At 65.8% G+C, this 15,335-nt stretch carries 15 protein-coding genes; 10 read left to right on the plus strand and 5 right to left on the minus strand.

Annotation, left to right across the window (positions count from 1 at the left end; genetic code table 11):
• Positions 1-219: 219 nt before the first annotated feature.
• The gene (locus WIX41_RS07600; RefSeq protein ID WP_339446484.1) at positions 220-2,148 is read right to left on the minus strand and encodes an XVIPCD domain-containing protein; all 1,929 of its coding nucleotides are present in this window, start codon (positions 2,146-2,148) and stop codon (positions 220-222) included.
• Between the two features lie 569 nt (positions 2,149-2,717).
• Between WIX41_RS07600 and WIX41_RS07605 the strand changes: the two genes are divergently transcribed.
• Both WIX41_RS07605 and WIX41_RS07610 read left to right on the plus strand, forming a co-directional pair.
• The gene (locus WIX41_RS07605; RefSeq protein ID WP_339446485.1) at positions 2,718-3,587 is read left to right on the plus strand and encodes an ankyrin repeat domain-containing protein; all 870 of its coding nucleotides are present in this window, start codon (positions 2,718-2,720) and stop codon (positions 3,585-3,587) included.
• A 72-nt stretch (positions 3,588-3,659) separates the two neighbouring features.
• Entirely contained in the window at positions 3,660-4,496 is an 837-nt protein-coding gene (locus WIX41_RS07610) for an ankyrin repeat domain-containing protein (RefSeq protein ID WP_339446486.1), read from the plus strand.
• Positions 4,497-4,542: 46 nt separating this feature from the next.
• On the opposite strand, the gene yegS is transcribed toward WIX41_RS07610, so the two are convergent.
• From yegS to WIX41_RS07630, 4 genes are all read right to left on the minus strand, one after another.
• Positions 4,543-5,469, minus strand: a complete 927-nt coding sequence (gene yegS, locus WIX41_RS07615) for a lipid kinase YegS (protein ID WP_339446487.1) — start codon at positions 5,467-5,469, stop codon at positions 4,543-4,545.
• 219 nt (positions 5,470-5,688) lie between these two features.
• Entirely contained in the window at positions 5,689-6,180 is a 492-nt protein-coding gene (locus tag WIX41_RS07620) for a GNAT family N-acetyltransferase (RefSeq protein WP_339446488.1), read from the minus strand.
• Positions 6,181-6,182: 2 nt separating this feature from the next.
• Positions 6,183-6,860, minus strand: coding sequence for a ribulose-phosphate 3-epimerase (gene rpe, locus WIX41_RS07625; RefSeq protein WP_068854293.1), 678 nt, complete (start codon positions 6,858-6,860; stop codon positions 6,183-6,185).
• Between the two features lie 40 nt (positions 6,861-6,900).
• Positions 6,901-7,230: a J domain-containing protein gene (locus WIX41_RS07630; RefSeq protein ID WP_339446489.1), complete on the minus strand. Its 330-nt coding sequence runs from the start codon at positions 7,228-7,230 to the stop codon at positions 6,901-6,903.
• A gap of 143 nt (positions 7,231-7,373) precedes the next feature.
• On the opposite strand from WIX41_RS07630, the gene WIX41_RS07635 reads away from it, so the two are divergent.
• The 8 genes from WIX41_RS07635 (at position 7,374) to WIX41_RS07670 (ending at position 15,296) form a co-directional block, all read left to right on the plus strand.
• Positions 7,374-8,300, plus strand: a complete 927-nt coding sequence (locus WIX41_RS07635) for a phosphoribosylaminoimidazolesuccinocarboxamide synthase (protein ID WP_339446490.1) — start codon at positions 7,374-7,376, stop codon at positions 8,298-8,300.
• A 124-nt stretch (positions 8,301-8,424) separates the two neighbouring features.
• Entirely contained in the window at positions 8,425-8,910 is a 486-nt protein-coding gene (locus WIX41_RS07640; protein ID WP_339446491.1) for a DUF962 domain-containing protein, read from the plus strand.
• Positions 8,911-9,337: 427 nt separating this feature from the next.
• Positions 9,338-12,166, plus strand: coding sequence for a monovalent cation/H+ antiporter subunit A (locus tag WIX41_RS07645; protein ID WP_339446492.1), 2,829 nt, complete (start codon positions 9,338-9,340; stop codon positions 12,164-12,166).
• Complete coding sequence (locus tag WIX41_RS07650; RefSeq protein WP_339446493.1) at positions 12,166-12,552, plus strand: Na+/H+ antiporter subunit C; 387 nt, start codon at positions 12,166-12,168, stop codon at positions 12,550-12,552. Before WIX41_RS07645 ends, WIX41_RS07650 begins: the two co-directional genes overlap by 1 nt.
• Positions 12,549-14,084: a monovalent cation/H+ antiporter subunit D gene (locus tag WIX41_RS07655; protein WP_339446494.1), complete on the plus strand. Its 1,536-nt coding sequence runs from the start codon at positions 12,549-12,551 to the stop codon at positions 14,082-14,084. The genes WIX41_RS07650 and WIX41_RS07655 overlap by 4 nt, the downstream gene beginning before the upstream one ends.
• Positions 14,081-14,584, plus strand: coding sequence for a Na+/H+ antiporter subunit E (locus WIX41_RS07660; RefSeq protein ID WP_339446495.1), 504 nt, complete (start codon positions 14,081-14,083; stop codon positions 14,582-14,584). The genes WIX41_RS07655 and WIX41_RS07660 overlap by 4 nt, the downstream gene beginning before the upstream one ends.
• Positions 14,581-14,865, plus strand: a complete 285-nt coding sequence (locus tag WIX41_RS07665; RefSeq protein WP_068854300.1) for a K+/H+ antiporter subunit F — start codon at positions 14,581-14,583, stop codon at positions 14,863-14,865. The genes WIX41_RS07660 and WIX41_RS07665 overlap by 4 nt, the downstream gene beginning before the upstream one ends.
• Complete coding sequence (locus tag WIX41_RS07670; protein ID WP_339446496.1) at positions 14,862-15,296, plus strand: Na+/H+ antiporter subunit G; 435 nt, start codon at positions 14,862-14,864, stop codon at positions 15,294-15,296. Before WIX41_RS07665 ends, WIX41_RS07670 begins: the two co-directional genes overlap by 4 nt.
• Positions 15,297-15,335 lie beyond the last annotated feature (39 nt).

Below are 15,335 nucleotides of genomic sequence, written 5' to 3' on the forward strand. Positions count from 1 at the left end.
GGCGGCACCGGATGGAACCCGTGGCGTGGCGGCCCAATCGACAAAACCTCAGGCTGGAGGTAGCGCCGACTGTTAGTCGGCTGCTTGACCGGGCAGCCGACTGACAGTCGGCGCTACCCTCGTTCCAGCCGTTTCAGCGGTTCCAGTCGTTTCAGCCGTTCCAGCCAATCCCGGCGGTCCCGCCGTTCCAGCGGCCGCCGCCGGTCCCACCCGCCCGCCTCATCCCATCCGCCGCGCGGCCTGCTGCTCCTGCTCCCGCTGCTGCTCGACGCCCAGGTCCGCCACCAGCGGCGGGGTGCTGGCGGCGCGTTCCTGCTGGCGGTTGACCTCGGCCACCTGCTCGGTGCTCACGCTGAGCGGCTGCTGCCGGCCGGCCACCACCTCCACCTGCGCCAGGTGGCGATGCACGGAGGTGAGGTCCTGGGTATCGACCGCGAACACGCGGGTGCGGTCTTCGCTGAGTACCACCCGCTCGATGCGCTCCAGGCCTTCCTGCGTGGCCTTGGCCGCCAGCGCACCGGCCAGCTGGTCGCTCTGCAGGTCAGGCACGCGGTTGTGGACCGCATCGATGCCGTGGACCCCGGATTGGGCACCTTGGAACATGTGGTACTGCCGGTGGCCGGGATCGTTGATGCCGACCACCAGCGTGGACGGCTCGGCGGCGATGGCGGCGTGCTTCTCCGCCGGGTGCTGGATGCGTCCGTGCTGTTCCAGCAGCGCGCGGGCCTGCGCCTCCTGCTTGATGAGTTCGGCGTCCAGGCTGGGAATGACCGTTTCCTTCATCCCGTGGCGCTGCACGGCTTCGCCAAACGCCGGGCCGATGGTGTCCACCAGCCGCTTGGTTTCCACGATATTGCCAATGCTCTGCGGCGTCAGCGCCGTGGGCACGTAGGTGACGGCCGCGCCGCGCAGGCCCGCGACGGCACCGCCCACCGACGCAAATACCGCCGGTGCCTGCGCCGTGGTGTTCTTAAGGTGGTACGCGGCCAGATCGTAGCCCTGATCGACATAGGCGCCGGCCGTGGCGTAGCCGTTCTGCAGCTTGCCCGCGACCCATTGACCGTTCCGGTCAATACTGTCGGCGGCGCGCTGGCCTGCGGCACGCGCGGCATCGGCATCTTCGCGGGCATCGCGGCTGGCGGCGGTGGCGCGCGCCTGGCCTGCCGCGTGCACGGCATCGGCGCGGCTGTCGAGATCCTTGGCGACGTTGTCGAACCCGAGCTTTCCGGCGCCCCACGAGGCCACCGACAGAATGCCGGACTGCGCACGCGAGTCCACGCGGTGTGCCGTGGACTCGATCATCCCGGTCAGCTCGCGGCCCTGGGCATACACGGTGGTGGTGGCTTTGGCGCTCACCTGCAGCGTGGCCGAGCCCATGTCGACCACCCTGCCCACCACCATGCCCTGTACGCGGGCGACCTGCTCCACTGCGTCGCCGGTGCGGTCAAGGACGTGGGCTGCGGCTGCCCCGCCCTTCTCCACCACTTCGCCCACCACCCGCCCGTTGTGCATGCCATGCGCGGCCGAGTGCAGCACCTTGGACAACGGGCCGGCCAGCTCGGCCACCTGGCTGGGGGCATCGGTACGCGCGCGATCCACCAGGTTGTCCTTCGCATCGCGGGTCTTGGGGTCGAGCACCAGCTCCATGCGACCTGCCGCCACCGGGATGTCGCGAAGTGCCTCGTAGCCCGGCTTGGTGGCCAGCTGTTCGACGAACTGCGCGGCGGCGGTCTGTGCACCCGGCGGCAGCATCTCGCGCATCTTCTCGGCCACCTTGGCCTGCATCAGCGGCTCGCGCATCAGCATGCTGGCTTCGTTGGCCAGCAGCCCATAGGCGTGGCGCTGCTGGTCGTTGAGGCGCTGCATGCCGTTCTGCACGTCGTTGAGCACCTCACCGCTGGTCTGGTAGGTGTGTACGGTCTGCTGCGGGTTGAAGGTGGGCAGGCCATTGTCTTTGGCGTAACGCGACGCGGTGTCCGGATGCAGCCCGGCGGCGTTGAAAGTGGTGGCGCGAGCGCCGGTGACGGCGGATGCGGCGGACGCCATGCCGCCGCCGAGGGAGTGGCCGGCGATTTCGAAGCCGCCCGGCACTTCCCTTTCAATGGTCGTGGCAAGTCGCATGGCACGGTCGTAGTAGTCGCTACGCATGCCAATACCCTGCTGCCCATTATTGAGGAAATCTTCCCCACCAGACTCCCGTCGTCCCTCCGGCGCGGATGGGTCGATGATTTTGCCAGTCGAGCCCTTATAGACAACAACAGGCTTCGCGCCCTCCCCGAAGACAGCCTTGTCAGGGATATAGATCTCGGCACGGAATCCCGACTGAGGCGGCTGCAACATATCGCGAAGTTCATCGCCTGACAGATCTATTCCTGCAGCTCGCAACGAGGCGGGGCTTTCGGTTGCACGTGTCCAACCAGCAGGGGGCTCACCTTCGGCGTTGGCCGACAGGTAGACGTCTGCGGCGAGACCAGACATCTCGCGCGCGTGATAAGTTTCCTCGAGACGACTCGCTTCGTACTCGTTGCCGCTCTCGCGCAACTGCTGGACAAGAAGATTCTGCTCCTGGATGGCGCGGGCACGCGCCTCGATGTCGGGACCACTCATGGCAAGCTCCATTGCACAGTGAAGGCGCGCCCCCCCGAGCCGCGCTGCTTATCGAATACCAGAACACTTTGCTAATGTCACCCCTTCAGGGGCTCAACATCAGGATGATCATGCGCATCAGTCTTCACAACACGATGACAAAGGCCCTTCTAAGTGCGGCATGGCTCACACTTTTCCTCGTCAATGGATGCGCTGCGTCATCTTCACATGGCGCTGGCGACTTTTTCGACGGCAAGGCGTTGCAGCTGGCCATCGCAACCGAGACTGGTGACGCGAAAGTCATCCGCCACTTGATCAAGGATGAAGGTGTCGATCCCGACTCTACCTTTGCGCGCCGCGATGGGATCCCCATCGTGGCGTGGCCACTCCGTGCAGGCAATCTTGACGGACTGCGCTCACTTCTGGACAACGGGGCTGACCCGAACGCGCGCGAAGTGAAGCAGATGAACGGACGGGAGGTTCACTTCAACAACGCCATGGTCTACGCCGCGAAGATGGAAGATCCGCGATTTCTGGAGTTGCTCCTGAAGCATGGCGGGGATCCAAACACGCGCAATTCGGCCAATGAAACCCTGATGCTGCAGGCCTTCCTCAGTGGAAATCAATGGAAGAACATCCAGACGTTGGTGGAACATGGCGCAAAGATCAACGAGTCCAACCTCAGCAAGGGAGATGACACGGTTCTGAGCTGGTACACCAGCCGAGGTGGATTTGATTCTGCCTATTGGCTGCTCGAGCATGGCGCAGACCCCACCATTCCGTCACGCCCACCCGCTGGATCGAACCTTCCATCGCGACAGATGATGGTTGAGGACATTTATTGGGGTGTCACCACGCCCGACCTGGTTCCATGGCAGAAGAAGAGCCAGCAATGGCTCGTCGCACGAAACATCCCGCGTCCGCCGATGCCTGAGCACATCCGCAAGAAGCGTGAAGCCTTTGGCTTCCCCACGAGAGAAGAGGAGGTTCCGCTTCTCTGACAAGGTGTCTATCCTGAACCCTTCGGAGCATCAGCGTTGAAAAGTTCCACACACATTGAAGCGACTCACCTAGTGAAGACTGCGCTGGCTGCAAAGGCATCGCTGATACTCCTTCTACTCAGCGGGTGTGCGGCATCGTCTTCACATGGCGCCGGTGACTACTTCGATGGGAAGGCATTGGAGTTGGCTATCGTAACCGAGACCGGTGACGCGCAAGCCATTCGCCGCCTGATCAAGGATGACGGGGTTGATCCCGACAAGACCTTCGCCCGTCGCGATGGCATTCCTCTGCTGGCATGGCCATTGCGAGCAAAGAGCCTGGATGGCCTGCGCGCCATGTTGGAGAACGGCGCGAACCCCAATGCGCGGCTGGTGAAGCAGATGAACGGTGAGGTGGTCCACTTCAACAATGCCATGGTCTACGCCGCCAAGATGGACGATCCGCGCTTTCTCGCGTTGCTCCTGAAGCATGGTGGCGACCCCAACACGCGCAACTCCAACAACGAAACATTGCTCTACCAGGCATTCATCAGCGGCAACCAGTGGGACAACGTGAAGCTGTTGGTGGAGGGCGGTGCGGACGTAAATGAGCCCAGCCTCGGCGCTTCCGATACCCCTATCAGCTGGTACAGCGGTCGTGGCGCCTTCGAACACGTTTACTGGCTTCTTCAACACGGCGCGGACCCGAGCGTGATGCTCAAGTCATCAATCGGCGAGCCGGACCGCATGTTCATTGCTGAACACATCTACTGGGGCATCACCACTCCGGATCTTCTGCCGTGGCAGAAGAAGTGCCAGCAGTGGCTGGTCGCTCGGGATATTCCCCGGCCGCCCATGCCGGACGGCATCCGGCAGAAGCGGGAAGCCTTTGGGTTCCCAACTAGAGAAGAGGATATTCCGCTGCTGTGAGGCAGCCGGGCAGGGCCCGGCTCTACGGCGAACGGCGCGCAAACGGCTACTGTAAGAGCGCGCTGTCGAGCGGTAGGTGCATGCGCACGCGTGCTGCCACGCAGTCGATGCGGAAGCGTCGCGCGCGCACCGGTTCGCCATCCAGGTTGAGTGTCATCGGCTCGTCGGCTTCGATCTCCACCCACGGCGCACGGGTGCGCTCGGCTACCTGCTCCATCGCGCCCTGCTTGCCGCCACGGATCAGCGCCCCCAGCGTCGAGGCGACTTCGCCACTCAGCTCCGGGATCACGGTCAGATCCAGCAGGCCGTCGTTGACCAGCGCTTCGGGGCACAGCACCTGGCCGCCGCCGGCCTGGCGGCCATTGCCGATGCCCAACGCAATGAAACCGCCCGCCCAATCGAAGTCTGGCGTGCGCAGCCTGGCCTGGATCGGGTCGATCCGGCCCAGGCGGGAGATGCCGGTGACCAGATAGGCCAAACCGCCCAGCACCTTCTTCATGCCTTCGTCGGTCTCCACCGTCACCTCGGTTCCGAAGCCGCCGCTGGCCACGTTCGCGCACCACCACAGTTCCCCATCGGCATCGATGCGCAGCAGGTCTACCGGCCGCGCCGCCTGTGCCTGGATCAGCTTCAGTGCCTGCAGCGGCGCGTCGGGAATGCCCGCCGCCGTGGCGAAGTCATTGGCGGTGCCCAGCGGCACCAGCCCCAGCGTCGGCAGGGCGTCGGCGGCCTCATCACGGTGGGCCAGGGTTTCCGCCACTTCGCTCAGGGTGCCGTCGCCCCCGGCGGCAATGATGGTATCCACCCCATGCTCGATCGCCTCGGCCACGTAGCGCTCGGCGTCGCCGTCTTCCCAGGTGACGCGTGCCTCCAGGGTGACTCCCTCGTCACGAACCGCGTGCACGGCCGCGCGCAGGTCGTCGTTGCCAGTGGACTTGCCGTTGAGGATCAGACGCCAGCGGGGACCATGCATGCAGCACTTCCACAATTGGGAGGAGCCGCAGGCTAGCAGTGCGATGCGTCAGGTGCGGTGAACGTCATCAAACGGTCACCGATCGCCCGGAGAATGGAAGTCCATAGCAAGGACGACGGATGGAGGCAGGATCAGCCTCCCGCTATTCTCAGGGCCGCATTCGCAAGAGTGCGGTCTTTTTTTTTGCGCGCACCTGCCATATCGACCAACGGTCGATACCTACCGGAGTTGCGCGAAGTCCTTCAGGGCGTCGCCTTCCAGCCGGTATACGGTCCACTCGTTCTGCGGTTTCGCCCCGGCCGCTTCGTAGAACTTGATGGCAGGCTCGTTCCAGTCCAGCACCGACCATTCGAAACGGCCGCAACCTTCGGCCACGGCCAGGCGAGCGATGTGCTTCAGCAGCGCTTTGCCGGCGCCGCTGCCGCGCTGGGCCGGGCTCACGTACAGGTCTTCCAGGTAAATGCCGTTGCGGCCCAGCCAGGTGGAATAGTTGTAGAAGTACACGGCGTAACCGATGGCCTGGCCATCGGCTTCGCAGACCAGCGCACGCGCCTTGGCGCCCTCGCCGAACAGGCTGGCGACGATGCCGGCCTCGTCGGTCTGCACCGACGATTCAGCCTTCTCGTAGATCGCCAGTTCGCGGATGAAGCGCAGGATCAGCGCGGCATCGGCCGCAGTGGCGTCGCGGATCTGCAGCCCGGCCGCGCCCATGCTCAGCCCCGCGCCTTGGCCACGTTGTGGCGCATCTGGTCGATCACGTCCTTGTAGCTGATCGGTGCGTTGAAGATCGCCGAGCCGGCCACGAAGGCATCGGCACCGGCCGCGGCAATGGCGCCGATGTTGTCGGCCTTGACCCCGCCGTCGATTTCCAGGCGCACGTCGCGGCCGCTGGCATCGATCTTCTGGCGCACCACGCGCAGCTTGTCCAGCGCCGAGGGAATGAACGCCTGGCCGCCGAAACCCGGGTTGACCGACATCAGCAGCACCAGGTCCAGGTCGTCCAGCACCCAGTCCAGGATGTCCACCGGGGTGCCCGGGTTGAGCACCAGGCCCGGCTTGCAGCCCAGCGAGCGGATCAGCTGGATGGTGCGGTGCACGTGGCGGCTGGCTTCGGGGTGGAAGCTGATATAGGTCGCGCCGGCCTCGGCGAAATCCGGAATGATGCGGTCCACCGGCTCCACCATCAGGTGCACGTCGATCGGCGCGGTCACGCCGTGCTTGCGCAGGGCCTGGCACACCATCGGGCCGATGGTCAGGTTCGGCACGTAATGGTTGTCCATCACATCGAAGTGCACCCAGTCGGCACCGGCGGCAAGCACGTTGTCCACTTCCTCGCCGAGGCGGGCGAAATTGGCGGACAGGATGGAGGGGGCGATGATGCAGTTGGACATGGCCGGTGCCTTGAGGACGTAGAGGAGGGGCCGCGCGCGCTCAGCGCTTGCGCAGGGTCTTGATGCGGTCGTAGGCGGCGTTGAGCTGGCGCGCCTTGCGCTCGGCCTGCTGGCGCAGCTCCGGAGCGGCGCCCACGACCTTGTCGGGGTGGTACTGGGACATCAGCCGGCGGTAGGCCAGGTCGACCTCGGCATCGGTGGCCTCGGAGGTCAGCCCCAGCTCCCGGTAGGGGTTCTCCCTGTTCAGGCGGAACCAGTCGGCGTCGAAGGCATGGCCGATCAACAGGCCGATGACGGCCCCGAACAGCGGGTTGGGCCTGAAAAGCAGGGCCCCGGCGATGAATCCGAGCAGTTTTCCGTACCAGCGCATGGTCGTCGGGGCGGCCGGGGCAACAAAGGAACCTCATTTTACGTCACAGCGGGCCCAACCCGCTTTACACTAGGCCGCCCGCTGTCTCTGCGGGCCCTCCGGGTGCCCTGGACAGCTGTCTCGACGAAGCCTCAGGAGTGCCCGTGCCAACCACGTTGTTGCAATCCGATCTCCCCGGCCTGCCCTTGCGCCACCGCGGCAAGGTGCGTGATGTTTTCGACATTCCGCGCGAACGGCTGCCCGCCGGCACTCCGCCGGGGGACTACCTGCTGATGGTCGCTACCGACCGTCTGTCGGCCTTCGACGTGGTGCTTCCCGATCCGATCCCGGGCAAGGGCGAAATGCTCTGCCAGGTCTCGAACTTCTGGTTCGCCAAGACCGCGCACCTGATGCCCAACCACCTCACCGGCATCGACGTGGCCAGCGTGCTGCCCGACGGCGTGGACCCGGCGCTGTACGCCAAGCGCGCGGTGGTGACCCGCAAGCTCAAGCCGGTGCCGGTGGAAGCCATCGCCCGCGGCTACCTCATCGGCAGTGGCTGGAAGGACTACCAGCGCACCGGCAAGGTCAGCGGCATTGATCTGCCCGACGGCCTGCGCCAGGCCGAGCAGCTGCCCGAGCCGATCTTCACCCCCTCGACCAAGGCCGCCGTGGGCGACCATGACGAGAACATCGATTTCGATGCGATGGTGAAGGCGGTCGGCGCAGACCTGGCCGAGCGCGTGCGCGATGCCACCCTGCGCATCTACAAGTTCGCCGCCGATTACGCGCGCGAGCACGGCATCATCCTGGCCGACACCAAGTTCGAGTTCGGTACCGACGCCGATGGCCGCCTGTACATCATGGACGAGATGCTCACGCCGGATTCCTCGCGCTACTGGCCGGCCGACGAGTACGAAGTGGGCACCAGCCCGCCGAGCTACGACAAGCAGTTCGTCCGCGATTACCTGGAGACGCTGGACTGGGGCAAGACCGCCCCGGGCCCGACCATTCCGGCGGACATCATCGAGCGCACCCGCGCCAAGTACGCCGAAGCGCTGCAGCGCCTGGCGGGGATCTCGGTGGATTGACGGATGTGCCCGTCGCCGGCACAGGCGGCGGGCCTCCGTAGAGCGGGGCTCTGCCCCGCTGCCCGGGATAAAGACGTTGGCCGGTCGGCTACCGGGAGTATCCTGTGCCCAATCCGGAGGCTCAATGTCCACGACGACCCAGCTTGTGCGGCCCATCGACCGCTATTTCGCCAGCTATTCCGACGATCACCGCAATACGTTGAACCAGCACATCCACGTGGTGGCGGTACCGGCGATCCTGTGGTCGGTCATTGCCCTGCTGTGGTGCCTGCCGCCGCTGATCACCTGGTTCCAGTACGGGGTCTGGGCGGGGCTGGCGATGTTTACCGCGTGGTGCTTCTACAACCGGCTGTCGCGCCGGTTGGGACTGGGCATGCTGGCCTTCTTCTTTGTCTGCGGCTGCACCTGCCGGCTGCTGGAAGCCGAGATCGGCCTGGCCAGTCTGGCCTGGCTGGGGCTGGGCGTGTTCGTGGTCGCCTGGATCGCACAGTTCATTGGACACAAATTTGAAGGGCGCAAGCCGAGCTTTCTGACCGATCTGACCTATCTGTTGATCGGGCCGGCCTGGGTGATGGCCAAGGTGTATCGGAAGTTTGATTGGCAGTACTGACTGACGGGTCCTGGCTGTCGGATGGATGACGTTGCCAGGCAGGGCCTGGCACTACGGGTCCGGCGCGCCGGCGCCGACCTGGATGGCGAACCTGAACGGAAATGGATGCTCACCCCTGCTCTACGGCATCGGGTCCAGCATGGCCGCAGGCGGGATCCGGGGACGTCGATTCGTTCATCTGCGCTACCGGCGACGGTCGGGCGCAGCCCCTGCCGTTGCTGGGCTGAACGGCAGCCAGATCGCTCACACGGCAAAGTGCTGACAGTATCTCCATACGGCGTTGAACAACCCCGAATGGACCACCTTGCCCGCACGAAAAAGATGAATCACGCACGTTGCATGCAGTTGATGGCGTAATCGGGTATATCGGCGACAAATCCCTGCCTGTTAGACTAAAAGGCCTGCTCGTGAATCGCGCATTCCCTGCATGAATCCCAGTCTTCTCCTGCTGCTCGCCCTGCCCTTCCTGCTGGCGGCGGCGGTCATTGTGTTCCGCCATGGTTCCCGTGCCACCGCCGCCTGGCTGGCCGCAGCCGCGCCCGTGGGCGGCTTGGCGCTGCTGGCGACAATGACCCCCGCGATCCTCGATGGCGGGGTCGTGCGCAGTTTCGGGGACTGGCTGCCGCAGATCGGGCTGGCGTTCTCGCTGCGCCTGGACGGGCTGACCTGGATGTTCGCCGGCATGGTGCTGGCCATCGGCGCGCTGGTGGTGATGTATGCGCACTACTACCTGAGCCCGCGCGACAACGCCCACCGCTTCTACTGCTACCTGCTGCTGTTCATGGGCGCCATGCTGGGCATGGTGCTGTCGGGCAACCTGCTGTTGCTGATGGTGTTCTGGGAAATGACCAGCATCAGCTCGTTCCTGCTGATCGGCTTCTGGTCGCACCGCCAGGACGCCCGCGAGGGCGCGCGGATGGCGCTGGTGGTCACCGGCGGCGGTGGCCTGGCCCTGCTTGGCGGCGTGCTGCTGATCGGCCGCATCGTTGGCAGCTTCGAGCTGGATGCAGTGCTTGCCGCCGGCGATGTGATCCGCGCCAACCCGCTGTACCCGTGGGCACTGTTCCTGGTGCTGGCCGGCATCTTCACCAAGAGCGCGCAGTTCCCGTTCCACTTCTGGCTGCCGCATGCCATGGCCGCACCCACCCCGGTGTCGGCCTACCTGCATTCGGCCACCATGGTGAAGGCCGGCGTGTTCCTGCTGGCGCGCCTGCATCCGGCGCTGGCCGGTACCGACCTGTTCTTCTATACGGTCAGCGGCATCGGCGCGCTGACCCTGCTGATCGGCGCCTGGAACGCAATCTTCCAGCACGACCTGAAGGGCCTGCTGGCCTATTCGACGATCTCCCACCTGGGCCTGATCACCCTGCTGTTCGGCCTGTCCACGCCGATGGCGGTGGTGGCCGGCGTGTTCCACATCCTCAACCACGCCACCTTCAAGGCTTCGTTGTTCATGGCCGCCGGCATCATCGACCATGAAACCGGCACCCGCGACATGCGCAAACTGGGTGGCCTGCGGCGGCTGATGCCGTTCACCAGCGCGCTGGCGATCATCGCCTCGCTGGCCATGGCCGGCATTCCGCTGCTCAACGGTTTCCTGTCCAAGGAAATGCTGTTCGCCGAAGCCATCACCACGCAGGGCCCGGAGCCGATGCGCATCGCGGTGTCGATCGCCGCGTTGCTGGCCGGCGTGTTCGGCGTGGCCTACAGCCTGCGCTTCGTGCACGACACCTTCTTCGGCAAGGGTCCGCACGACCTGGACCGGGTGCCGCACGAGCCGCCGCGCTTCATGAAGGTGCCGGTGGAGATCCTGGTGGTGCTGTGCGTGGCGGTGGGCGTGGCCCCGGCGATCACCGTGGCCCCGGTACTGCATGCGGCGGCGTCTTCAATCCTGGGCCCGGCCATGCCGGCCTACAGCCTGTCGGTGTGGCATGGCTTCAACATGCCGCTGATGATGAGCGTCGCCGGCGTGCTGGGCGGCATCGCGCTGTACTTCGGGCTGCGAAAACTGATCAACCTGCATGCGGTGATCACCCGCAGCACCGGGCGCAACCTGTTCCACAAGCAGCTGGACCTGGTGTTCGGCTTCGCCCACCGGCTGACCCAGGGCCTGGCCAACGGCAGCCTGCAGCGCATGCTGATGGCGCTGGTGGTGGTGGCGATCATCGTTGCCGCCGCGCCGTTCGTGGCCAATCCGGTGTCGCCCAACTGGCCCTCGCCACAGCCCATTCCGCTGCTGGGCTGGGCGCTGTGGATGGTGATGGTGACCTGCGCGCTCGGTGCGTTATTCGTGTACCGGCAGCGCCTGCTGGCGGTGCTGGTGGCCGGCGGCGTGGGCCTGATGGTGTCGCTGACCTTCGTGTTCCTGTCCGCGCCCGACCTGGCCCTGACCCAGCTGCTGGTGGAGATGGTCACCCTGGTGCTGATGCTGCTGGGCATGAACTACCTGCCGGCGCAGTCGCCGCCGGAGAAGTCGCGCTGGCGCAAGCGTCGTGACGCGCTGATCGCGGTGGTCGGCGGCGGTGGCCTGGCCGCCATGGCCTACAGCGCGATGACCCTGCCGCCCAACACCATGGCCGGCGAACTGCTCGCGCGCGCACTGCCCGAAGCCTACGGCGAGAACGTGGTCAACGTGATCCTGGTGGACTTCCGTGGCTTCGATACCTTCGGTGAGATCACCGTGTTCGGCATCGCCGCGCTGGTGGTGCACGCCATGCTGCGGCGCTCGCGGATGGCGCCGGAACAGATCATGCCCGGCCCGCCGATCAAGCTGCCGGTGCCGGCCGACCTGGCCCAGGTGATGTTCCCGCTGACGCTCACCGTGTCGATCTTCCTGTTCCTGCGTGGCCACAACGCGCCCGGCGGCGGCTTCATCGCCGGCCTGGTGCTGGCGGTGCCGCTACTGATCCAGTACGTCATCCAGGGCACCACCTCGGTGGAATCGCGCTTCGGCTTCGACTACATCCGCTGCATCGGCGCCGGCCTGCTCATCGCCATCGTCAGCGGCTGCGCGTCGATGCTGTTCGGGGTGCCGTTCCTGACCAGCGGGCACCTGGACCTGGAGCTGCCGCTGATCGGCACCGTGCCGCTGGCCAGCGCGGTCGGCTTCGACACCGGCGTGTACCTGGTGGTGTTCGGCGGGGCGATGCTGATCCTGTCGATGATGGGCACGGTAAAGCCTTCGCGCACCCGTAATTCCCGCAAGGGCGAGATCGATCCCAACCGCCGCTCGGCACGCACCGGGGAGACCCACTGATGGAACTGGCCCTGGCAAGCGCGATCGGCGTACTCGCTGCGATCGGCATCTACCTGCTGCTGCGTGCACGCAGCTTCGACGTCATCCTCGGCATGACCTTCCTGTCCTACGCCACCAACCTGCTGATCTTCTCCGGCGGCCGCCTGGTCACCGGCAAGGCGCCGGTGTTGAAGGAAGGCGTGGACAGCACCCTGCGCAACTACACCGACCCGTTGCCGCAGGCGCTGGTGCTGACCGCGATCGTGATCGCGTTCGCGATGACCGCCGTGAGCATCGTGCTGGCCATGCGCAGCCGCAGCGACAACCACAGCGACCACGTCGACGCGCACGAGGATGAGGCGGCAGAGCTGCCCGACACCGCGCCCGGCCGGGAGGGCGGCGCATGAACCATGCGGTGATCCTGCCCATCCTGATTCCGCTGTTCGGTGCCGCCTGTTCGCTGTTCGTCGAACACCGCCGTTACGGGCCCAAGGTGCAGCGCACGGTGGCCTGGACCACGCTGGCGGCGCTGGCGGCGACGGTGGCCCTGGTGTTCGCACAGACCGCCGATGGCACCATCGCGGCGTACCTGCTGGGCGACTGGCCTTCGCGCCTGGGCATCGCGCTGGTGGCCGACCGGCTGTCCAGCTGGATGCTGCTGACCACGCTGCTGCTGGCCATTCCCTGCCTGCTGCATGCCTGCTCCGGCTGGGACCGGCGCGCGCCGCACTTCCACGCGCTGTTCCAGTTCCAGCTGGTGGGCCTCAACGGAGCCTTCCTCACCGGCGACATCTTCAACCTGTTCGTGTTCTTCGAGGTGATGCTGATCGCCTCCTATGGCCTGCTGCTCAGCGGCGGACGCGGCCTGCGCATGCGCATCGGCCTGCACTATGTGGTGTTCAACGTCACTGCTTCCACGCTGTTCCTGATCGCGCTGGGGCTGCTGTACGCCTCGTTGGGCTCGCTCAACATGGCCGAACTGTCCCAGCGCATCGCCGAGGTACCGCCCACGCACCTGACCCTGGTCAAGGCGACCCTGGGCCTGCTGTTGCTGGTGTTCTGCAGCAAGGCAGCGCTGATGCCGCTGTACCTGTGGCTGCCCGAGGCCTACGCGCGGGCGCCGGCAGCGGTGGCAGCGCTGTTTGCGATCATGACCAAGGTCGGCCTGTACGCGATGCTGCGGGTCAGCGCGCTGTGGTTCGGTGAGGACGCCGGGGCCATGGCTGGCTACGGCAGCCAGTGGCTGCTGTGGGCCGGCGTGGCCACGCTGGTGCTGGGTGGGCTGGGCGTGCTCGCTGCCGCGCGCCTGCGCGTGCTGATCTCCTACCTGGTGGTGGTCTCGGCGGCCACGCTGTTCATCGCCTTCTCGATCCGCACCCCGCAGGTGCTCTCGGCTGGGCTGTACTACCTGCCGCACAGCACCTTCGTGGCTGCCGCGCTGTTCCTCATTGCCGACCTGATCCGCCGCCGCCGCGGTGGCGCCAGCGACCGCAAGGAAATCATCGCGCCGATGCCCGGCAAGGAAACTCCGGCCGTGCTGTTCCTGATCGGTGCGGTGTCGGTGGCTGGCCTGCCGCCGTTGTCCGGGTTCCTGGCCAAGGCCGCGCTGCTGGCCGGCATGCCCGCGCCATACACCGTCGTGGTGTGGGCCGCGGTGCTGGGCAGCAGCCTGATGGTCATCGTGGGCATCACCCGCGCCGGTATCCGCCTGTTCTGGCGCGTGCCGGTGCTGGAGGAAGGTGTGCCACCGCCACGCAAGGCCCCTACCCGCACCGTGGAACTGTTCGCAGCCGCGCTGCTGCTCTGCTACGGCATCGGCATGAGCGTGTTCGCCAACCCGTTGATGCAGTACACCGATGCCATGGCCACGCAGCTGCTCACGCCGCAGGATTACGTGGGTGAACTGCGCGCGACCACGCCGGAGATCCGCCAGCCATGAGCCGCCGCCCGTTTCTTCGCCGCCTGTTCCCCTCGACATCGCTGAGCGTGATGGTGACCGGGTTCTGGGTGCTGATGTCCGACAGCTTCACCCTGGGCCAGATCCTGCTCGGCATGCTGCTGGGCGTGGTGGTGCCCCTGTTTGCCGCGCGGCTGGACCGCGAGTTCGCGCGCATCGGTTCGCTGCGGCCACTGCCCAAGCTGATCTGCGTGACGCTGTGGGACATCCTGGTCTCCAACATCCGCGTTGCCGTGCAGGTACTGGGCCCGGAGCGGCGCATCCACCCCGGCTTCATCTGGCTGCCGCTGGATATCGCCAACATCCACGGCATCGCCGTACTCACCAGCATGATCACCCTGACCCCGGGCACGGTGTCGGCGGCGCTGTCCGATGACCGTCGCCACCTGCTGGTGCATGTGCTGCACCTGGACGATCCGGACGCGTTGATCCGGCAGATCAAGAGCCGTTACGAAGCCCCGCTGATGGAGATTTTCCCATGACCGGTTTCACCTTCATCCAGACCACCATGGCGGTGTGCATGCACGTGGTCGGGCTGGCCATGCTGCTGGCCACCTGGCGCCTGCTGCGCGGGCCGACCGTGCCCGACCGGATCCTGGCGTTGGACACGCTGTCGGTGACGGCCATCGCCGAACTGATGCTGTTTGGCATGTACCTCAATTCGGCCGTGTATTTCGAAGCCGCGCTGGTGATTGCAATGCTGGGCTTTGGCAGCACGGTGGTGCTGAGCAAGTTCGTGCTGCGCCGGGACATCGTCGAATGATCACCTTCATCCAGGTCGCGCTGTCGCTGCTGCTGCTGTTTGGCTGCTTCTTCATCCTGGTCGGCGCACTGGGGCTTGTGAAGCTGTCCACGTTCTTCAAGCGCCTGCATGCGCCGACCAAGGCCAGCACGCTGGGCGTGGGCTGCGTGCTGGCCGGTTCGGTGCTGTACCACATCTTCCTGGGCGAAGACCCGCAGCCGCGCGAGCTGATGATTACCGTGTTCCTGTTCATCACCGCGCCGATCAGCGCGCACATGATGGCCAAGGCCGCGCTGTCGCTGATGATGGAAAAGCGGCCGAGCCTGCCGGGGCATGAGAAGGCCAAGGAAGAACAGTTGCCGCCGCCGCTGCCGCGCCATTTGACAGATGAGCGCCTTTCCGAGGAACGCGTCGCCACGCGCCCGGATCCCACCGCCCCCCCGGAACAATAGCCCCAATAATCGGCGAAACCACGCGTAGAGCCACGCCCT

This window comes from Stenotrophomonas sp. AB1(2024) (assembly GCF_037482345.1).
In the GTDB taxonomy this organism is placed as follows: domain Bacteria; phylum Pseudomonadota; class Gammaproteobacteria; order Xanthomonadales; family Xanthomonadaceae; genus Stenotrophomonas.